The organism is Pedobacter sp. CFBP9032 (genome assembly GCF_034045265.1).
Classification (GTDB): Bacteria; Bacteroidota; Bacteroidia; order Sphingobacteriales; family Sphingobacteriaceae; genus Pedobacter.
This window is the reverse complement of sequence record NZ_JAXCWE010000008.1, coordinates 86,320-109,147: the sequence shown is the minus strand read 5'-3', so window position 1 is coordinate 109,147 and position 22,828 is coordinate 86,320. Positions and strand designations below refer to the sequence as shown.

13 protein-coding genes are annotated in these 22,828 nt (G+C 40.3%); 12 read left to right on the top strand and 1 reads right to left on the bottom strand.

The window, feature by feature from the left end; all coding sequences use genetic code 11:
• The first annotated feature begins 206 nt into the window (after positions 1-206).
• From SOM16_RS15510 to SOM16_RS15465, 10 genes are all read left to right on the top strand, one after another.
• Complete coding sequence (locus SOM16_RS15510) at positions 207-464, top strand: hypothetical protein (RefSeq protein WP_320464909.1); 258 nt, start codon at positions 207-209, stop codon at positions 462-464.
• A gap of 200 nt (positions 465-664) precedes the next feature.
• Positions 665-3,403 carry an alpha-L-rhamnosidase gene (locus SOM16_RS15505; RefSeq protein ID WP_320464908.1) on the top strand — a complete coding sequence of 913 codons (2,739 nt, stop codon included), beginning with the start codon at positions 665-667 and terminating at the stop codon, positions 3,401-3,403.
• Positions 3,404-3,631: 228 nt separating this feature from the next.
• Complete coding sequence (locus SOM16_RS15500) at positions 3,632-4,291, top strand: DUF3826 domain-containing protein (protein WP_320464907.1); 660 nt, start codon at positions 3,632-3,634, stop codon at positions 4,289-4,291.
• 701 nt (positions 4,292-4,992) lie between these two features.
• The gene (locus tag SOM16_RS15495) at positions 4,993-6,129 is read left to right on the top strand and encodes a sialidase family protein (RefSeq protein WP_320464906.1); all 1,137 of its coding nucleotides are present in this window, start codon (positions 4,993-4,995) and stop codon (positions 6,127-6,129) included.
• Complete coding sequence (locus SOM16_RS15490) at positions 6,126-7,652, top strand: acetylxylan esterase (protein WP_320464905.1); 1,527 nt, start codon at positions 6,126-6,128, stop codon at positions 7,650-7,652. Before SOM16_RS15495 ends, SOM16_RS15490 begins: the two co-directional genes overlap by 4 nt.
• 6 nt (positions 7,653-7,658) lie before the next feature.
• Entirely contained in the window at positions 7,659-8,555 is an 897-nt protein-coding gene (locus SOM16_RS15485; RefSeq protein ID WP_320464904.1) for a sugar phosphate isomerase/epimerase family protein, read from the top strand.
• Between the two features lie 3 nt (positions 8,556-8,558).
• Positions 8,559-11,066 carry a right-handed parallel beta-helix repeat-containing protein gene (locus SOM16_RS15480; RefSeq protein ID WP_320464903.1) on the top strand — a complete coding sequence of 836 codons (2,508 nt, stop codon included), beginning with the start codon at positions 8,559-8,561 and terminating at the stop codon, positions 11,064-11,066.
• A gap of 119 nt (positions 11,067-11,185) precedes the next feature.
• Positions 11,186-12,271 carry a Gfo/Idh/MocA family oxidoreductase gene (locus SOM16_RS15475; RefSeq protein ID WP_320464902.1) on the top strand — a complete coding sequence of 362 codons (1,086 nt, stop codon included), beginning with the start codon at positions 11,186-11,188 and terminating at the stop codon, positions 12,269-12,271.
• 303 nt (positions 12,272-12,574) lie between these two features.
• On the top strand, positions 12,575-14,164 hold the full coding sequence (locus SOM16_RS15470) for a sodium:solute symporter family transporter (protein ID WP_320464901.1): 1,590 nt from the start codon (positions 12,575-12,577) through the stop codon (positions 14,162-14,164).
• Between the two features lie 72 nt (positions 14,165-14,236).
• Positions 14,237-16,402 (top strand): alpha-L-rhamnosidase C-terminal domain-containing protein, encoded by a 2,166-nt coding sequence (locus SOM16_RS15465; RefSeq protein ID WP_320464900.1) that lies wholly within the window; start codon positions 14,237-14,239, stop codon positions 16,400-16,402.
• 1,505 nt (positions 16,403-17,907) lie between these two features.
• Here SOM16_RS15465 and SOM16_RS15460 read toward each other — a convergent pair.
• Positions 17,908-18,681 (bottom strand): IclR family transcriptional regulator, encoded by a 774-nt coding sequence (locus SOM16_RS15460; protein WP_320464899.1) that lies wholly within the window; start codon positions 18,679-18,681, stop codon positions 17,908-17,910.
• Positions 18,682-18,963: 282 nt separating this feature from the next.
• Between SOM16_RS15460 and SOM16_RS15455 the strand changes: the two genes are divergently transcribed.
• Both SOM16_RS15455 and SOM16_RS15450 read left to right on the top strand, forming a co-directional pair.
• Positions 18,964-21,717, top strand: coding sequence for a family 78 glycoside hydrolase catalytic domain (locus SOM16_RS15455; RefSeq protein WP_320464898.1), 2,754 nt, complete (start codon positions 18,964-18,966; stop codon positions 21,715-21,717).
• A complete protein-coding gene (locus SOM16_RS15450) occupies positions 21,662-22,828 on the top strand; it encodes a glycosylase (RefSeq protein ID WP_320464897.1) in 1,167 nt (388 codons plus the stop codon). Before SOM16_RS15455 ends, SOM16_RS15450 begins: the two co-directional genes overlap by 56 nt.

The window sequence follows — 22,828 nt, the reverse complement described above, 5'->3', positions numbered from 1 at the left end:
TAAAGAGATTAGTGTAGAAAGGGTAAATATCAAATCTGCAAGATTAGCGGGAAAAAATGAATAGTTAAAAAAGTTTACCGCAGATTACACGGATTAACGCAGAAAGAGAAAATGTGAATCTGAGAGATCTCTGAAATCAGCGGGAAAAACTACAATATAAAATCAGTTCAAATCAGTTAACCTGAGTAATCAATCGCAAAGCGTAAATGAACATTAAAATATACATCACACTAATCAGCATTTGCTTGCTTCCCTTTTCAAAAGTGGTGGCACAAATCAGTGTGCAAAATCCAAAATGCGAGATGTTAACCAATCCGCTGGGAATTGATGTTACACAGCCGCGTTTGAGCTGGGAAATTGTTTCCGATAAAAAGAAATTTGACTTTCCAGGGGAAATAAGTTTAACCGCAAAGAACGCTAAGTTTTTCGCAAAGGAAAGAAGAAAAGAATGGCCCGCAGATTAAATGGATTAACGCAGAAAGAGGAAATGTGAATCTGCGAAATTCGTGGGAAAAAATAAATAGTTAAAAAAGTTTGCCCTGCAGATTAAACGGATTAACGCAGAAAGAGAAAATGTGAATCTGCGAGATCTCTGAGATCAGCGGGAAAAACTTACACTATAAAATGAGTTCAATCAATATGAGTAATCAATCGCGAAGCGTAAATGAACATTAAAATATACATCACACTAATCAGTATTTGCTTGCTCCCCTTTTCAAAATTGGTGGCACAAATCAGTGTGCAAAATCCAAAGTGCGAGATGTTAACCAATCCGCTGGGAATTGATGTTACACAGCCGCGTTTGAGCTGGGAAATTGTTTCCGATAAAAGAAATATAGAACAGAAAGCCTATCAAATTCTGGTATCATCATCAGCAGAAAAACTTGCTCAAAACAATGGTGATCTGTGGGATTCTGAGAAAGTAAGTTCTACCGCTTCGGTGCATGTTAAATATGGCGGACAAAAACTCAATAGTCGCATGCGGTGTTTCTGGAAAATTAAAACCTGGACAACCGCCGGAGAGAGTGAATGGTCTTCAGTCAACTCCTGGACAATGGGTTTGTTGTATTATAAAGACTGGCCAAAAGGCTGGATTGGCTTCGACAGGGCTTTTCCATGGGACAATATTAAAACCGATTCCCGCTTATCTGCGAGGTATTTCCGAAAAGAATTTCAATCTACAAAAATGGTTCAGTATGCTACCGCATCCATCATTGGCTTAGGCTTATACGAGCTTTATATCAACGGTAAAAAAGTTGGCGAAGATGTACTTTCGCCTTCCCCAACAGATTACACCAGAAACGTAAAATACAACACTTACAACGTAACAAGTTATCTTCAAAATGGTAAAAATGCAGTGGGTGCAATTTTAGGAAACGGTCGTTTCTTCGCCATGCGGCAAAATGAAAAGCCCTATAAAATTAAAACTTTTGGCTTCCCGAAAATGCTGATGAACCTCAATATCGTTTACAGCGATGGCAGTACGGAGAACATTGATACAGACGGTAGCTGGAAGGGAACTGCAGATGGACCAATCAGAACCAATAACGAATATGATGGAGAGGAATATGATGCTACGAAAGAAGCAATAGGATGGAACAAAGTTGGTTTTGATGATAGTAAATGGCTAAAAGCCGAGTTTGTGCAGGAACCAGCTGGAACAATTGAAGCGCAGATGAATGAAAATATCCGTGTGATGAAAATATTAAAACCAGTGTCGATCAAAAAACTTTCTGGTGATCGATACCTGCTGGACATGGGTCAAAACATGGTGGGTTGGTTGCAGATCAAAATAAAAGCGGCGAAAGGAAAACAGATAAAACTTCGGTTTGCGGAATCGTTACAGCCAAATGGTGAATTGTTCACTGCCAATCTTCGTAATGCGAAATGTACTGATTTGTACATTGCAAAAGGAGAAGGCTCGGAAACCTGGGAACCAACTTTCGTTTATCGTGGTTTCCGTTATGTAGAGCTTTCTGGCTATAGCTATCAGCCATCCATCAACGATTTTGTAGGCAAAATGATTTACGACAACATTAAAACTATTGGAACCTTTGAAACATCTGATGTGGTGACCAACCAGATTTTTAAAAATGCCTGGTGGGGAATTGCGGGAAACTACAAGGGAATTCCAATTGATTGCCCGCAACGCAACGAACGCATGCCTTGGTTAGGTGATCGTGGCGCGGTAGCTTATGGAGAAAGTTTCGTTTTCGATAATGGAAGATTTTATGCGAAGTGGCTTCAGGATATCAGAAATTCTCAGAAAGAAGAGGGTGCGATTCCCGATGTAGCGCCAGCCTTTTGGCGGTATTATAGCGATAACATGACCTGGCCCGGCGCCATGTTGCTCGTTACCGAAATGCTCTATAAGCAAACAGGCGATATTTCTGGTGTGCAGGATAATTACCCCGCAATGAAAAAATGGCTGAGCTATATGCAGGATCGCTACATGCAGGACTACATTTTAACTAAAGACAGTTATGGTGACTGGTGTATGCCACCGATCACAGTCGAATTTGGCAGGGGCAAAAGTGCCGATAAGAAATATCCATCTGCTTTAATTTCCACTGCCTATTATTATCATTTCACACAGTTGATGATGCAGTTTGCAAATGCAATTGGCAAATCGGAAGATGTAGCAAGCTATCAGCAATTAGGTGATCAGATTAAGACTGCCTTTAATCAAAAGTATTTCAATGAAAAGGGATATTATGGTTCTGAGGCACTAACTGATAATATTATTCCACTGTATTTTGGAATGGTGCCAAAGGATAAGGTGGAGCAGGTTTTTAAAAATATAACCTATACGGTTGAAGTAACAAATAAAGGTCATTTGAGTAATGGCCTGGTAGGAATTCAATGGTTAATGCGCTGTTTAAATGATTATGGTAGGCCGGACCTGGCTTACACCGTAGCTACTCAAAAAACCTATCCAAGCTGGGGCTATATGATAGAAAACGGGGCAACCACCATTTGGGAGCTTTGGAATGGAAACACTTCCGATCCAAAAATGAATTCTCAAAATCACGTGATGATGCTGGGCGACTTGCTCATCTGGTACTATGAAAATCTGGCAGGCATTAAATCTGAAAGCGGGGCGTTTAAAACCATCACAATGAAGCCGGAAATGATTGATGGCTTAAATTCTGTTAATGCGAGTTATCATTCGATTTATGGACTAATCAAAAGCAGTTATACCAAAACAGCAAGCGCGTTTAAGTGGAATATTTCTGTTCCGCCCAATACAACGGCTATAGTTTATCTTCCTGCGAAGCGTAAAAGTGAAGTTTCAGAACAATTAGGGTCAATTAAGGATTTAAAATATATAAAAATGGAAAACGACAGGGCAATTTATGAGATTGGTTCAGGAGATTATTCTTTTGTGGTGGATAGGAAATAGGGTATGGAGAATAGGAAATAGGAGTAATCCTACAACGAAAAGCACAGTTCAGCTTTAAAAAGCTACATTTTGTCGGTTCATCTATTTTCTGCTTGCTATTTAGGCATCAGGTACAACATCAAATTTTTGACCATTGGTCAATTTTTCTATGTCCAGCTGTCGATTGCAGAATCAGCGTGTAAATACAAAAAATAAAAAAAGTAAATAACCAATAGTTAACACACAATTATGAGAAAGTTTTTAAAGCCATTCGTGCTGATTATTTTGCTACTAATAACAAGTCGTGCATTTAGTCAAACACAAGATGTGATCGTGCCTGGCGAAATATTGGATAAAGCCAAAGAATGGGTTTCGGCACTAAAGCTAACTGATGCGAAGAAGAAAACAGCCGCAGAACAAACAATAGCAATGCATCTGACTACCATCAGAGACTGGCATAACAGTCATCCAGCCTCAAATATACCAGATGGCATAAATCCCGTAACCGGAAATAAACTGAGTGATTTAGACAAACAGATTATCGCAGATTCTGCTATTCCAGGAACAGTACACCAAGCGTTAATGGAAGGCTTGAGGAAAAACTTATCTCCTGAGCAGGTGGAAACTGTTCTGGATAAGTATACGATTGGAAAAGTCGACTTTACAATGAAAGGCTATAAAGCAATCGTTCCGGATTTAACCGCTGGTGAAGAAGCTAAAATTCTGGCTTTTCTAAAACAGGCCCGGGAACAAGCTATCGATTTTAAAAATATGAAACAGATTTCGGCAATCTTCGAAATCTATAAAACAAAATCAGAACAAATGTTAAACAACAACGGAAGAAACTGGCGGACACTTTATAGCGCCTATACCAAAAAGATTAAGGAGGAAAAAGCAGCGAAGCAGTAGGCAGTTTGCAGTAGACAGTTTGCAGTTAACAATTTGCATTTAGCAGTTAACAATTTGCAGTTTACAGTTCGGGTGTTATAGAAATCTGTGTAATCAAACGCGAGGCAGTAGGCAGTTTACGGTTTGCAATTTACAGTTCTGGTGTCATATAGATATGTGTAATCAACCGCGAGGCAGTAGGCAGTTTACAGTTAACAATTTGCAGTTCGGGTGTCATACAGATCTGCGTAATGAACCGCGAGGCAGTGGGCAGTTTACAGTTTCAATTTGCAGTTCGGATGCCATATAGATCTGTGTAATCAACCGCGAGGCAGTAGACAGTTTGCAGTTTTCAATTTGCAGTTCGGATGTTATACAAATCAGTTCGATCCTCTAATCTGTGTAATCAACCGCGAAGCGAAATTAGGCAGTTTGCAATTTTAGACTTTATACAAATCAGTTCGATCCTCTAATCTGTGTAATCAACCGCGAAGCGAACTTATGGCACTTTGCAGTTTTAAACTTTATACAAATCAGTTCGATCCTCTAATCTGTGTAATCAACCGCGAAGCGAAATTAGGTACTTTGCAGTTTTAGACTTTATACAAATCAGTTCGATCCTCTAATCTGTGTAATCAACCGCGAAGCGAAATTAGACACCTTGCAGCGAACAATAAAAAATATAGAAACAGTGTAATCAACCACTAATCGGAAAAAAAATCATGTTAAAAAGAACCCTATATCTCACGTTTAGCCTTGCTCTGGCATCAGTAAGTATCACCTATGCACAAGTAGAAAAGTGGCAGACGGGTATAATCAAGCAAGAATTTCTATACGATCAGGCACCATTTCCGTCGTGCCATTCTGCAACCATTGCAGAAACGCCAACAGGTTTAGTCGCTTCATTTTTTGGGGGCACGAAGGAACGCAATCCAGATGTGGAGATTTACATCAGCAGATATGTTGATGGCAAATGGCTGGCGCCAGTCTCGGTAGCGAATGGTATTCAGCCAGAAGGAAAAAGGCTTCCAACCTGGAATCCGGTGCTTTATCAGGTTCCGGGGGGTGATTTATTGTTATTCTATAAAGTCGGACCGAAGCCGTCTGAATGGTGGGGGCTGATGAAAACTTCAAAGGATGGCGGTATTACCTGGTCTGATGCAACAAAATTGCCAGATGGCTACATCGGACCAGTAAAAAATAAGCCCATTCTTTTAAGTAATGGAAATCTTTTCGCACCATCAAGTAGAGAGGGCGATGGCTGGAAAGTCCACTTCGAGGTAACCAAAGACAATGGAAAAACCTGGCGAACCATCGGCCCGCTGGCCGAAAATGGAATTAAAGCCATTCAGCCTAGCATTTTGCAACATGGAAATGGCAAACTGCAGATTTTGGCTAGAACAGCGAACCGGGCGATTGCAGAATCATGGTCAGAAGATAACGGAGAAACCTGGACACCGATGACAAAAACAACGCTTCCGAATAATAATTCCGGAACGGACGCGGTAACCATGAAAGACGGCCGTCATGTGTTAGTTTACAATCATGTATTGCCTCCCGGTACGTTGGCGAAAGGAGCAAGAACACCATTAAATGTTTCCATTTCTAAAGATGGAAAGGAGTGGTCAGCTGCACTTATTCTCGAAGATTCGCCGATTAGCCAGTATTCATATCCGGCGGTTATTCAAACGGCAGATGGCATGTTGCATTTCATTTACACCTGGCGAAGGCAGAAGATTAAACACGTGGTTGTAGATCCAGGAAAATTGAAATTGAAGAAAATTAAAAATGGCGTTTGGCCGAAATTGAAGGGCTATACTGCTCCGGTGATCACAGAAACTAAAAGCGAGGAGCCATGAGATTAGGGGAGTTATTACTAAAACAGGTGTTCTTATCATTGCGAGGCACAAAGCAATCTATCTTCGAAAGGTCAGAATGCTTCAGCTCACGCGCGCTTGGCTTCGCAATCACGGGCAGGCCATTTAAGTATCTATCGATATTACTTTTAGTTAGTTTATCACAAATAAGCCAGGTATTTGCCCAAACACAAAACACAGATAACCAATACAAAAAGCCGTTAGCTGATGTTTTACAAGATATTCAGCTTCGCTTTAAAGTACAGATTAAATACGCAGCACCACAAGTAAAAGACAAGTGGGTAAACTATGCCGACTGGCGTTTTCGTGCAGATGTAGATCAAACCTTAGCCAATGTACTTGCACCACTGGATATGAAGGTGAACAAAGAAAAACCAGGCGTTTATAAACTAAAAGAATACGAATACTATCGTTGGGAGGTTCAGGACGGCTGGGCCTACCTAGATGAATTAGCAACAAAATATACCGATAAAGTCAGTTGGGAGAAAAGAAGAGATTCTATTAAACCCGAACTTTTTCAGGCTTTGCAGCTTTCTCCACTTCCTGTGAAACCGAACACTAAACCAATCACTACGGCGAAAAGGGTTTTCGATGGATATTCAGTTGAGAACATTGCATTGGAAATTTTACCCGGTGTTTGGATTAACGGATCTTTATATAAACCATTGAAATTCAATGGAAAAATACCTGTGGTGTTAAGTCCTGATGGACATTGGTCAAAACAGCGTTACCGTGCAGATTGCCAGATTCGATGTGCCACAATTGCAAAGATGGGGGCTATGGCTTTTAGTTATGATCTGTTTGCCTGGGGAGAATCAATGCTCCAATTTAAGTATGAAGATCACCGCAGAAGCTTGGCTCAAACGGTACAAACATTAGGAGGAATCAGAATCCTCGATTATTTCAGTTCCTTAAAAGAAACCGATACCACAAGAATAGGAATTAGTGGTGGCTCCGGGGCCGGAAGCCATTGCATCTTAATGACTGCGATGGATAATCGGATTAAACTCAGTGCGCCTGTTGTGGCCATGTCGTCGTACTTTTATGGTGGTTGCCCTTGTGAAAGTGGCATGCCCATTCATCAGTGTGGCGGTGGAACTGATAACGTAGAATTGGCAGCAATGGCAGCTCCTAGACCACAATTACTGGTTTCAGATGGAGGCGACTGGACCGCTCATACACCCGAACATGATTTCCCGTATTTACAAAAGATGTACGGTTATTACGGTGCAACGGCAAATGTTGAAAATGTGCATCTTCCATCAGAAGGACATGATTTCGGCGTGAATAAAAGAAATGCATTATATGATTTCCTGGTCAAAAACTTCAAGCTAAACGGCAAAGCGGTAAAAGACAAGTCGGGTAAATATGACGAAAGCAAAGTGACCATTGAAAAGGAAAATGCACTCTATGTTTTTGGGGATAAGGGAGAAAAGTTGCCAAAAAATGCAGTAATGGGTTTTGAAAATCTAGAAAAATTGTTTCCACTCAGCACCACTAAATAGACGTATATGCAGAATCAGGGAAGAAGAAAATTTATTGGTAGTGTTGCTTTGCTTACAGGAGGATGTATACTTCCTAATCAGCTGCTTATGGCTGTAGAAAAAAAGGAAAAATACAAAATAGCAGTAATAGATTTGATGATTTTAAAGCGTCAGAAAATAAGTGCTTTACCGCTTGCAAAAGAAATTGGTGCAGATGGTTTGGAGATTGATATGGGAGGATTAGGTAACCGCGATACTTTTGATAACAAGCTGGCTGATCTTACAACAAGACAAGAATATTTAGATCAGGCAAAAGCATTGAATCTGGAGATTTGCTCGCTGGCAATGACAGGTTTTTATGCGCAGTCTTTCGCCACCCGACCAACCTACCAAAAAATGCTTCAGGATTGCCTGGATACTGCCAAAGCGATGAAAGTCAAAGTCGTTTTCTTGCCACTAGGCGTACAGGGTGATTTAGTAAAATATCCTGAACTATGGGAGCCTATTGTCGAAAGACTAAAGGTAGCGGGTAAAATGGCAGCTAAAACCGATGTGGTGATTGGCATTGAAACCGCTTTAGATGCTGCAGGAGAATTAAAGCTATTAAAAGAAGTCGGTTCTAAAAACGTTAAGAGTTACTTTAATTTCTCTAATGCAATTAAAATTGGAAGAGATCTGCACCAGGAATTAAGGATTTTAGGAAGAAAAAATATCGTTCAAATTCATGCGACCAATGAAGACGGAGTATGGCTTCAGAACGACCCGAAAATCGACTTAAAAAAGGTGAAAAATACGCTCGATGAAATGGGTTGGAGCGGCTGGCTGGTAGTAGAACGTAGCAGAGATGCCACACAACCCACCAATGTAAAGTATAATTTTAGTGCAAATACCCGCTATTTGAAATCAGTTTTCCAGGTAAGATAATTTATGAAAGTAGCTATTTTTTCATTTTTGCTTGTTGTAATATCCTGTTTAAACAGCAATGCTGCAGATATTTACGTGTCCCTAACTGGCAGGGATACGAACCAGGGTACAAAGGAGAAGCCAATGTCAACATTAAATGCTGCCATAAGAAAAGCCAGAGAATTACGGAGATTAAATGATCCGTCAATTAACGGTGGTATTAAAATAATCATTAGCGAAGGTGTTTATCAGTTAGCCGAACCAATTTTGCTGCGTCCGGAAGATTCAGGTACGAAGGAGAGTCCCACGGAAATTTTGGCTATGCCTGGTAAAAAGGTTTTATTAAGTGGCGGAGTGCAGATTAATAATTGGAAGCAGGTAAAAACGGTTATCAACGGCCTACCAAAGGCAGCTATGGGCAAAGTTTGGGTTGCAGATTTACCTGATTATGGTGGGCAGAATCTACTATTCAGGCAACTCTGGGTGAATGGGAAAAAGGCTACCCGTGCCAAAAACTACAACGGCGATGAAATGGGGAGGATTTTGTCATGGGATAAAAAAAAGCAGACCTGTAAAATTCCGATATCAAAAAATGTTAGTCTGGAAAATATAAAGGGGATGGAGATGCTCATTCATCAATGGTGGGCAATTGCTAATCTTCGTATTCAATCGGTAAAACGCATCGGAAATATTGCAGAACTCACTTTTATGCAGCCTGAAAGTAGGATTCAGTCTGAGCACCCATGGCCGGCACCTTGGATCTCGGAAAAAACCGGAAACTCGGCATTCTTTCTATCTAATGCCATTCAATTTCTAGACGAACCGGGCGAATGGTTTGAAGATCCGCAAAATCACAAGCTTTATTACTGGCCTGGGGCATCAGAAAATATGCGCAACGCCAATGTAGTAGCACCTGCTTTAGAAAATTTAGTGAAGATTGAGGGGACGATTGACCATCAGGTATCACATATTCATTTTAAAGGAATATCATTTGAGCATTCTACCTGGCTAAGGCCATCACAAAAAGGCCATGTGCCCCATCAGGCGGGCATGTATATGCTCGATGCCTATAAACTTAAGCTCCCGGGAACGCCTGATAAAGCTGCACTAGAGAATCAGGCCTGGGTTGGCCGTCCGGCATCTGCTCTTGAAGTTAATTATGCGAACAACACCTCATTTGAGTCCTGTCGTTTCGAACACCTGGCCTCAACTGGATTAGATTATAAAAAAGGTACCTCAGATAACCTGATAAAGGGAAATCTGTTTAAGGATATCGGGGGTTCTGCAATCCTGGTCGGAACGTTTTCTGAAGAGGCTACAGAAGTGCATTTGCCTTATAAACCATCTGATGAACGCGAAATATCGACCAATGAAACTATAGAAAATAATTTCATCACCGATGTAACCAATGAAGATTGGGGAGCTGTTGGTATAGGCGCAGGTTACGTTCGCGGAATTAAAATCAGTCACAATGAAATCAGTGATGTTTCTTATTCCGGAATTAGTATGGGATGGGGTTGGACAAAGACCGATAATGCCATGAAAAATAATGCCATTGCTGCAAATAAAATCCACCACTACGGTAAACACATGTACGATGTTGCCGGAATTTATACTTTATCTGCGCAGCCACAATCAGTTATACAAGAGAATGTTATTGATAGCATTTATAACGCACCTTATGCGCATCTTCCTGAACATTGGTTTTACCTATATACAGATGAGGGCTCCTCGTACTTTACAATAAAAGACAATTGGACACCAGCTGAAAAGTATCTGCAAAATGCTAACGGACCCGGTAATCTTTGGCAGGATAACGGACCAAAAGTAGCTGATGAAATTAAACGAAATGCAGGATTACAGCAGTCATTCCAAAACTTATTAAGAGAAAAAAATGCTTATTCCAACCGGGGGATTAAGCAGGCAACTGAAAAATCTGTGGCATTTGAATTGGTTTTTAAAAACGCGGAATTTCCAGGGAAAAGGGTTTTGGAAACATTTGCCAGAGAAAACAATCTTTTGCCTTCGGCGATTTATCATTGGAATAATCGACTGGTCATTTATACTTCTTCATTAAAGGTAGAAAGCTTGCAGCAAACCCTGAAGCACCTAAATGCATCTGAAATTAAATTATACGATAATGCATTTTATGATTTTACCAGGGAAAAGAACTGTGGTGATTCTTCCGTTGCTGAATGGGATAATATCATACTATCAGCCAACCTGGTGAAAGATGAAAAGATGCAGAAAGAATACCTGGATTACCACAAAACCCAGTTTGAAAAATGGCCGGAAGTATCAAAAGGTTTTTGCAATGCGGATTTTCAGCGACTGGCGATTTTTAAGAAGGATAATCAATTGATGCTCATCATCAGTATTCCAAAAGGAAAAAAATTAGATGATTTAAATCCAAAAACAACAGAAAACAACCCAAGAGTTAACGAATGGAATGCAATAATGAAAAAATATCAGGAAGGAATTGAAGGCACAGAACCAGGCGAGGTATGGGTTTTCTTTAAACCGATAGCGTAATTAAATCAAGTAGTGCACAACAATTTTAGCCGCCGATATATACGGATTTGAATCTGTAGGTATCGGTGATAAATAAATGATTATAACAGAAAAAAAATAACGCGTAAAAAAATAAGATCATGTTAAGATTAGGGATTTTAGGATTAGGAGAGGGCAGAAGTACCATTTCTGCATCACTGGCGAGCAAAAAGTTTAAGCTCATCCAAATATGTGACGCCAATAAAAAGCTGTGCGAGGAGCGTGCATTGGAATTCGATTTTCAAAACTGGACAACCAGTTATGAAGACATGCTCACCAGTGATAAGATCGATATGATTGCGATTTACACACCAGATCACCTGCACTTTGAGCACATTAAGCTCGCGTTAGCGCATGGTAAACACGTGGTTTGTACCAAACCTTTTATCGATGATTTATCACAAGCCAATGAACTGTTGGAGTTGAGCAAAAAATCGAGGAAGAAGATTTTTGTGGGACAGAGTTCAAGGTTTTTTGAGCCGGCCATGCGGCAGAAAAAAGACTTTGATAAAGGTTTAATTGGCGAATTGATCACCATCGAAAGTTATTATCACGCAGATCACCGATGGTTTTTAGAGAAAGGCTGGTCGCTTAAACAATCATTTAAGTGGTTGTATGGTGGGTTAAGTCATCCGGTAGATTTCATTCGCTGGTATATGCCAAACATCGAGGAAGTGATGGGCTATGGGATGTTAAGCAGCAATGGATTAAAAGCAGGCTTGAAAAATCAGGATACCATGCATTTTATTTTCAAAGCGAAAGATGGTAGAATTGCGAGAGTAAGTGGTGCTTACACGGGGCCTACGCAGCCGGCCAGTCGTGATAGTGGTATGAGTTGCATCTTGCGCGGAACAGAAGGTGCAAGTCAGGCTGATTACCACGAATTGCGTTATGCGGTAACCACTAAAACAGGTGAAGAGAAAATCATTACCTGGGGTGATGCCACGCTAAAACATTATTTCCGTTTCGAAGGACAAAGTCACCATGCTGGTGAATACCAGAATTACCTGGATTACTTTGCAGATAGCATTAACAATAAATTCACGGCTTACCCAGACTTAAAAGAAGGAATTGGAACGGTGGCTTTGCTCCAGGCGATGGATAAATCGATGGAAACCGGCTTACCCGTGAAGATCGACGAAATTTTAAAGGCAAATAACATCACGAGAGAATCAATAGGGTTATAAGCATATTGTGGTTTTAACTACAAATGAAAGGATAAATGCAGACAGGAAGATCATCATTGAGATAGACAGCAATCAATTTATTGCAGGCTGGCTTTAGCCAACTGCTTATTTGCTATTCGTCCTTTTAAGGGTAGGATCCTGAATCAAATTTCGGAAGATGATTCTTCAAACGGATTCGTCATTCGGAGAAACGAAGTAACCCTGAAACTCTGGGATAACGATCGTATTGGGATTATTTTGTATCTCCCAAGGATGGCAAGAAAAAGAATAACTAATAAATAAATAAAACTAACCAAATAATCAATGGGAAACATTGTAGAACGTTTAACCAGTTTAGATTACCTGATCGTGGTGGTTTACCTCATCATTTTGATATTTATCGGCTATCGAGCCAGTTTTTCAAAATCAACAGATAAAGACGAAACACTATTTTTAGCCAATAAATCACTTGGCTGGGCAAGCATTGGTTTCAATATGTGGGGCACAAATGTGGGCCCCTCAATGTTACTTGCCTTTGCTAGTATCGGCTACACAACGGGTATTGTTGCGGTTAACTTCGACTGGTATGCCTTCATATTTTTATTTTTGCTGGCCATCGTTTTCGCCCCAAAATACCTTGCGGCTAAAGTAAGCACCATGCCAGAATTTATGGGCAACCGTTATGGCGATTCTACCCAAAATATTTTAGCATGGTATGCACTAGTGAAGATTTTAATCTCCTGGCTGTCGCTCGGTTTGTTTGCAGGTGGCTTTTTAGTCAGGCAAATTTTAGGCATCCCGATGTGGCAATCCGTTACAGTTCTGGTTGCATTTGCAGGTTTATTTACCTTCTTTGGTGGTTTAAAAGCCATTGCAAAGGTGAACGTTTTCCAAATGATTTTACTTATCGCGGTGTCGTTATCCCTCACACTCTTAGGTTTACACAAAGTGGGTGGCATCTCTGCATTATACGAAAAAACACCAGGTCATTTCTGGAACCTGATTCATCCTGCCAGCGATCCAAAATATCCATGGTATGCTATTCTACTGGGTTATCCAGTCGCAGCAGTGGCCTTTTTCTGTACCGATCAGTCGATGGTTCAATCTGTTTTGGGTGCTAAAAACTTAAAGCAAGGCCAGCTAGGTGTAAGTTTCATTGGCTGGCTGAAACTGCTTTCCCTACCATTATTTATCGTTACCGGGATTTTGTGTTATGTGCTGTTTCCGAACTTGAAAGATCCAAACGAGGCGTACATGACTATGGTAACCAACCTTTTTCCACCGGGGATGAATGGCTTAGTCATTGTGGTTTTAATTGCTGTTTTAGTGGGAACGATTGGCTCCTCTTTAAATTCATTAAGTACCGTTTTTACGATGGATGTGTACGTTAAAAAAATCAATCCACAAGCTACCAACAAACAGATTATCAACGTGGGGCGCCTCACTGTCGTAGCAGGGTGTATTTTTGCCGTAATTGTAGTGCTTGCAATTGATAACATTAAGGGGCTAAATCTTTTCGACGTTTTTCAGTCGGTTTTAGGTTTCATCGCGCCGCCGCTTTCAGTGGTGTTTTTATTAACCGTATTTTGGAAGAAAACAACCCGGAAAGCAGTGAACTTCACCTTATCCATTGGCTCTATTTTGAGTTTAGGCATCGGTGTTACCTATCTGTGGATTCTGCCATCTAATGAGTATACCTTCTGGCCACATTATCTGATGTTATCTTTTTACGTTTTTGCAGTACTGCTGATTGCCGCTATTCTGATCTCAGTTTTAGATCGAAGCCCAAGTTTCTACGAAATAAATAACGAACACCAGGCTAATATTGAAAAACCCGATCGAATGGTTTGGATCTCCTGGACAGCCCTGGCAGTAGTGATGGTTGCTCTTTACTTATTCTTTAACGGACATTGAAAATAGTCTAGCGTTGGAAATCCGAAGTTGGATGAAAATAATATTAATGATCCTTTGCTTAATCTTAACCATATGAAAAACTTAAAAAAAATAATTTTGCTATCCATCCTGACTTTTTCGATGCTGCCAGTTTTCGCACAAAAAGCATCATGGATCTGGTATCCAGGCGATTTCGATATCTATATGAGTAATGTAATGCAGAATCGGAGAACAGAACGTGGATCTTTTTTTCCTGTCTTCTGGAAGATGGATAGTCATTACGTGCTGGTTGATTTTCACAAGGAATTTACGTTGAGCCAACCAGAAGAAGTGAGACTTTTTGTTGAAGGAACCTATCATGTTAAAATAGATGGACAAGCCATTACGGGTTTCCCTAAAACGATCAACATTCCGGCAGGTAAGCATAAATTGAGTTTGAAAGTTTATAGTCAGGGAACAGTACCCGCAATTTTTGTACAAGGCAAAACCATTGTTTCTGACGATACATGGCTAACCACTTTTGAAGATAAAGAGTGGATCGATCAAAGTGGTAAGGTATCCGATAAATCAGGAACTACTTTCGTTTCAGCAGGCTCCTGGAATTTATCTGATCCGAATGTTTTGCCATCAACATTTAAGCTTCCCGTAGTTGCTCAATATGCTGTTAAGAAAGAACAAGCTGGAAATGGTTACGTTGCAGACTTTGGAAAAGAGACTTTTGGCTTTATTAAAGTGCATGGATTGAAGGGTAAAGGAAAATTGAGCCTCTATTATGGAGAATCGAAAGAAGAATCCTTATCTATAGATAAATGCGAAACGCTGGATTACCTTGAGGTAAATTTAGCCAACAAGAAAGACTCCATTATGCCTCTTTCGAAGGCTTTCCGGTTTGTAAATATTCAGGCAGATAACGCTGTAACTGCCGATTCTATCTCTATGCTTTATGAATATTCGCCTGTAACTGAGCGTGGAAGCTTTAAATCTTCAGATGCAGAATTGAATAAAATTTATGATGTTGCGAAATATACTTTTCATCTCAACACCCGGGAGTTTTTTATTGATGGAATTAAACGCGATCGGTGGGTTTGGAGCGGAGATGCCTACCAAAGTTACCTGATGAATTATTACTCGTTTTTTGACGCCCCCACGGTAAAAAGAACTTTGCTTGCCCAACGCGGAAAAGATCCGGTTACCGCACACATTAACACCATTATGGATTATTCCTTTTATTGGTTTCTGGGGATCTACGACTATTACAAATTCACGGGAGATAAAAAGTTTGTGCAGGATATTTACCCGAGAATGCAGTCGCTCATGACTTACATAGACGGAAGGAAAAATAAAAACGGCCTGTTGGAGTGGATGCCCGGTGACTGGATTTTTATTGATTGGGCAGATAAATTGAGTAAAGATGGAGAAGTAAGTTTTGAACAGTTGCTCTATGCCAGAAGTTTAGAAACTATGGCGTTATGTGCCAATTTAGCCAATGATACAGCCAACGCCGCGAAATACGATCAAGATGCGAAAGCTTTAAAAACCAAAATTTTTGACCTGTACTGGAATCAGAATAAAAATGCGTTGGTTCACAGCAGGATTGCAGATCAGCCCACAGACAATGTTACTCGTTACGCTAATATGTTTGGCATTTTCTTCGATTACTTTACGCCTGAACAAAAGCTGGCTGTAAAAGAACATGTGTTGTTAAATGATAAAATTGCTAAAATTACTACGCCGTATATGCGTTTTTACGAACTGGAAGCCTTGTGCGCCATGGGCGAGCAATCCTATGTGCTTAAAGAAATGAAAAGCTATTGGGGTGGCATGCTTAAACTTGGGGCTACTTCCTTCTGGGAGGAATACAATCCTGATAAGAAAGGTGTGGAGCATCTTGAAATGTACGGGCGACCTTTTGGCAAGAGCCTCTGCCATGCATGGGGTGCCAGTCCGATTTACCTGTTAGGAAAATATTATCTGGGCGTTAGTCCGAATGCGCCTGGCTATGAAACCTACACTATTCAGCCGAACCTTGGTGGCCTGGAATGGATGGAAGGTAAAGTGCCAACCGCTAATGGAAATATTTCAGTCTACATAAATAAGAAAGAAATCAAAGTTTCTTCGGCAACAGGAGTAGGTAGACTAAAGATAAAAAGTAAAACCAAACCAGTGGTAAAAGATGCGGAAGTGAAAGAGGTTTCAAAAGGAATTTATGAGGTGTTGATTGAAAAAGGTAAGGATTACAATGTGAGGTATTCGGGGTAATAAACAGAAGCTCACGCTCGTTTCAAACGAGCGTTGAATAGTTTGTCGTTTATAAACGATAAAATGTTGAATAATTTGTCGTTTTCAAACGATAAAATGTTGAATAATTTGTCGTTTTCAAACGATAAAATCGTAAAGTTATTTGTGCGCTCATTGGGAAACGAGCACAAGCCGCAGGCCTAAACATAAGCTCACGCTCGTTTCAAAGGAGCGTTGAATAGTTTGTTGTTTTCAAACGATAAAATCGTAGCGTTATTTCTGCGCTCGTTAGGAAACGAGCGCAAGCCGACCAGAAGCTCACGCTCGTTTCAAACGAGCGTTGTATAGCTAGTTATTTATAAACGATAAAATCGTAAAGTTATTTGTGCGCTCGTTGGGAAACGAGCGCAAGCCGGAGACATATGCTAACGCTCGTTTCAAACTAGCGTTGAATAGTTTGTTGTTTTCAAACGATAAAAGCGTAAAGTTATTTGTGCACTCGTTGGGGAACGAGCGCAAGCCTAACCGAAGCTCACGCTCTTTTCAAACGAGCGTTTAATAGCTAGTCGTTTATAAACGATAAAATCGTAGAGTTATTTGTGCGCTCGTTAGGAAACGAGCGCAAGCCTACAGGAGCTCACGCTTGTTTCAAACGAGCGTTGAATAGTTTGTCGTTTTCAAATGATAAAATAGTAAAGTTATTTGTGCAATCGTTTGGAAAAGAGCGCGAGCCGAAACATAAGCTCAAGCTAGCTTCAAACGAGCGTTGAATAATTTGTCGTTTGCAAACGATAAAATCGTCAAGTTATTTGTGCGCTCGTTAGGAAACGAGCGCAGGCCTAATAGAAGCTCACGCTCGTTTCAAACGAGCGTTGAATAGCTAGTCGTTTGCAAACGATAAAATCGTAGAGTTATTTGTGCGCTCATTGGGAAACGAGCGCAAGCCGGAGACATATGCTCACGCTCGTTTCAAACGAGCGCTGAATAGTTTGATCGTTTTCAAACGATAAAATCGTAAAGTTATTTATGCGCTCGTTTCAAACGAGCGTTTAATAGCTAGTCGTTTGCAAACGATATAAATCGTAAGTTATTTATGCACTCGTTAGGAAACGAGCGCAAGCCGGAGACATATGCTAACGCTCGTTTCAAACGAGCGTTGAATAATTTGTCGTTTTCAAACGACTTAAACCGTAAAGTTATTTGTGCACTGGGGAAAACGAACGCAAGCCTAAACAGAAGCTCACGCTCGTTTCAAACGAGCGTTGAATAGTTTGTTGTTTGCAAACGATAAAATCGTAAAGTTATTTATGCGCTCGTTGGGAAACGAGCGCAAGCCGGAGACATATGCTAACGCTCGTTTCAAACGAGCGTTAGATAGTTTGTCGTTTATAAACGATAAAATCGTAAAGTTATTTATGCACTCGTTAGGAAACGAGCGCAAGCCGGATAAGACACCAAACCGATAGAGAAATGAAAACCTTTTATGAACTATAAAAAATCAAAAGCCCCCTTCAGGGGTTGGTGGTCTAAACGCCAATCCTTTGCTCAATCTTTTTGACACATTTGTAAGCTTCGGCGAGAATTACCTCATTTTCAATCGCTGTGTCAGTATTTAATGCATTTAACATGGAAATAGTTAAGCAAGCGATGATGCCATTGTTACTCGCCAGCCCCACGGGTACTGAAATATCGGTTACACCAGACACAGAATCGCTGTTTTTAACATAAGAGCCATTTTGCTGAATGTGGTTAAGGGAGATCAGAAAATCTTCTTGTTGAGGTTTTGCGTATTTTTTATAAATCGAATTGTTTTTTAACGTTACAGCTCGCTCGTCTTCCGGCATATAAGCCAATAAAACCTTTCCGGATGCGGTTATGGGCAAAGGAAATAAATTACCTTCCTCAATAGAAAGCGCAATCGGCCCGGGGCTTTTCGCATGGATAATCACCATCACCTGGTTCATGTATAAAATACTCAGGTGGCACGATTGGCGAATGGTATTTGCCAGTTCTTCCAGCGGAAACTGTGCCGCCTTACGTAACTCATCAATCGGGGAATGGCGGTGAGAAAGGTAAAATAGCTTCAATGATAAACGATATTTCCCCGAAACTTCATCACGCAAAATATAACCACGACTCTCCAGACTCATCAGCATCCGATAAATTTCGTTGGGTGTTTTTTCAATGCCTACAGCTATTTCTGTTTGAGAAAGGGGGATAGATTGTGCTGATAAATATTCCAATATATCCAGGCCTTTATCCAAAGCTGGTGCCTGATATTTCGATTCTTTTTCGTTCATACTGGTTTAAATTTGGCTGTAGCAGTTTTTTTACAATTCCAAACATACAAAATGCATTCATATTTATCACTTACAACATTTTGTATTAATTTAAATACGAAGATATGTTTTCATATTTAAAAAAAACATTTATATTTGAATTGATGCTGCGGCGGAATATAAATTCATTGCTTCGTTTTGAAAATGGATTCTTTTTCTGCTTCAAGGTATCAATAACCATTTATAAACCCAAATTATTATTGCTCTGCGTGAAATAGGTAACGTGGCGTTAAACATCAAAAAATGAGCAGAATTTTCTTCTTTTCCTGGCTATTTTCGATCAGCATTTCGCTGTCTGCGCAAGATATTCAGGTTGCTCAATTAACCTGTGCCTATCTAACTAATCCTATCGGAATAGACATTAATACTCCAAATTTAAGTTGGAAGTTGCAATCAAATCAACACTATGTAACGCAGACTGCCTATCAAATTTTGGTTGCCAGCAATGCTAAGAAACTCGATCAAAACCTTGGCGATATCTGGGATAGCAAAAAAGTGACTTCAAGCCAATCTATTCAGGTTCAATATCTAGGCGAAAAATTACAAGCTAGCCAGAAATATTACTGGAAAGTGAAGGTCTGGAATCAAACAGGCCAGGCTTCTGACTGGAGTAAACCCGCTTTCTTTCAAATGGGTTTAATAAATGCCAGTGATTGGATAGGTGCAAAATGGATTGCTTATGAAAAATTAGCCGATTCAAATGTGAACCTGTTGCCAACCGATGGGAAAAAGGATAAATTTAATACCAACAATGTGCTTCCTATGTTTAGGAAAGCTTTTGTGCTTACTAAAGCCATAAAAAGTGCTACGGCTTTTATTTCTGGTCTTGGCCATTTTGAATTGAGCTTGAACGGAACCAAAGTTGGAAATGACTTACTCGCCCCAGGCTGGACCAAGTACGATAAAGAAGCCTTATATGTTACCTATGATATCACAGCACAATTAAAAAAAGGAGCCAACGCAGTAGGCGTGATGCTTGGAAATGGCTTTTACTATGTTCCCCCGGTAAAAGGCAGGTACAGAAAATTGAAATCGGCATTTGGTTATCCGAAAATGATTTGTCGCCTTAAAATCGAATATACCGATGGAACATCGAAAGATTTGGTAAGTGATGAAACCTGGAAGACTGCACCGTCACCCGTTATTTTTTCGAGCATTTATGGAGGGGAAGATTACAACGCAAATCTGGAACAAAAAGGCTGGAATACAGTGAATTTTGATGATGGAAGCTGGAAAACAGCAATCATTGTGAATGGTCCAAAGCTCCATGCGCAGAAAGAAGCTCCGGTAAAAGTATTTGAAACTTTCATTCCTAAAAGCATTACCATAACTGCTGAAAAAGATTGGGTTTACGATCTAGGTCAGAATTCCGCTGCAATTATCGAGCTGAAAGTTCGTGGTAAAAAAGGCGATACCATCCGCATTACTCCTGCAGAGTTATTGAAGGCTAATGGTACGGTAACGCAGAAGAACATTGGCGGGCCATCTTATTTCACTTACATTTTAAAGGGCGAAGGAACAGAAACCTGGCGGCCGAAATTTTTCTATACGGGTTTCCGTTATCTTCAGGTTAAAGGAGGTGTTCCGGCAGGTAAGGAAAATAAGGACAGAGTAGCTATAATTGAAGATTTGAAGGCCTTGCACATCCGTAATGCCGCAGAAAAGATCGGGACATTTAAATCGTCAAATGAACTTTTCAATAAGACTTTTACCTTGATCGATTGGTCAATAAAAAGCAATATGATGAGTGTATTTACAGATTGTCCGCACCGCGAAAAGCTAGGTTGGCTCGAGCAATTGCATTTAATGGGCAAATCGGTAAACTACAATTATGCTGCGGCGCCATTGTTTCGAAAAGCTACGGTAGATATGCGGAATTCTCAACTGGAAAGTGGATTGGTACCTGAAATTGCGCCTGAATATGTAAAGTTCGAATGGGGAGGCGATATGTTTCGCGATTCGCCGGAGTGGGGGAGCAGCAGCATTCTGGTACCTTGGGATTTGTATCAATATTATGGCGATCAACAAGCACTTGTAGATAATTATCCTGCCATGCAGCGTTATATTAACTATTTAAGCAAGAAAGCAAATCAACATATTTTATCGCAGGGATTGGGCGACTGGTACGACCTTGGCCCGAATCCGCCTGGGGTTTCACAACTTACGCCAATGGGCATAACAGCTACCGCCATCTATTATTACGATCTGAAAATAATGGAGAAAATTGCTACACTATTAGGGAAGAAAACTGATGCCACTTTATATTTAAACCTTGCTCAAGCCGTAAAGAAAGCATTTAATAATAAGTTCTTTAATGTTAAAACCAAACAATACGGTTCAGGCAGTCAGGCAGCAAATGCTATGGCTATTTATATGGGTTTAGTTGAAGAAAAAGATAAAGATGCGGTAATCGAAAACCTCGTGAAAGATATCAGAGCGAAGAATAATGGATTAACAGCCGGAGACATTGGGTATCGTTACGTACTTCGTGTACTCGAAGAGGCTGGAAGATCTGATGTGATTTTCGACATGAATAGTCGGTCTGATGTGCCAGGATATGGTATGCAAATTGCCAAAGGTGCAACTGCTTTAACAGAAAGCTGGGCCGCATTGCCAACAGTTTCGAACAACCATTTTATGCTTGGCCATTTAATGGAATGGTTTTATAGTGGCGTGGGCGGTATCCGGCAGGACGAAAATTCAGTAGCTTTTAACAGGATTAGCATTGCGCCGGAGGTGGTTGGTGATTTAACTTTTGCACAAACCGAATATGATTCTCCCTACGGTAAAATTGCCACTGATTGGAGAAAAACTGCGGATGGATTTGAACTCGATGTAAAAATTCCAGTTAATACCACTGCAACAGTTTATCTTCCTGCAGCAGAAAATCAAACTGTTTCTGAAGCCAATCATATTGGGTTCAAAATGCTTGGTAATAAAAATGGAAAAGCAAAGGTTGCAATCGGTTCAGGCGCTTACAAATTCAAAGTCAATTAAGATGAAAGCGATTTGGGGCTATATATTACTTGTTTTTTCTGTAACCACTGCTGTAGCACAGGATGGATTGATCCCGCCTGTGGAAATGCAGAAGATCTATCAGAAAGTTAAAACACCATATAAATATGGTTTGGTGATGGTTCCTGAAGATAAAGAACATAAAATGGATTGTCCGACCATCTTTAAAAAAGGAAAAGATTGGTACATGACTTATCTTATTTTTAGCGGTCGTGGTTATGAAACCTGCTTAGCAAAAAGTAAAGATTTACTGCATTGGGAAAATCAAGGTAAAATAATGTCTTTTAATGATAGTGGTCAATGGGACGATAATCAGAAAGCCGGGTACAATGCCTTGTTGGATATAAAATGGGGTGGAAGCTATGCTGTAAATCAGTTTGACGGTAAATACTGGATGTCGTATTTCGGCGGTAAGGAAAAAGGTTACGAAGTTGAGCCATTATCTATTGGAATGGCATACACCAGTCAGCATCCATCTTTTGCGCAAGAATGGAAAAGGTTGGAAACGCCGGTATTAACTTCATTAGATGCTGATGTACGTTGGTGGGAAAATCGGAATAAGCTTTTTAAAAGTACGGTGATCGAAGATAAAAAAAGACTTACAGGACATCGTTTTGTGATGTATTACAATGCGGTGGGCGATTCATTGGTGAACAATAAAAAAACGCGCTGGTATGAACGAATTGGGATGGCCGTTTCAGATGATATGGTGCACTGGAAGCGTTTTAAGAACAATCCGGTTGTGCATCATCCCGCCGGAATTACCGGAGATGCCGTGATCCAGCAGATCGGAAACCATTATGTAATGTTTTATTTTGGTGCTTTCTGGCAAGATCGAAATGGTTCTTTTAACCGTTTTGCTGTTTCAAAAGACCTGGTAAACTGGACCGACTGGACAGGAGATAACCTAATAGAATCATCAGAAAAATACGATGAACTTTATGCGCACAAATCTTTCGTATTAAAATATAAGGGCGTGGTTTATCACTTTTATTGCGCAGTAAATAAACAAGATCAAAGGGGAATTGCCGTAGCAACATCAAAAGATTTGGGAATCAGTAAAGTGAATTTTGTAAGTGAAACGAAGAATTAG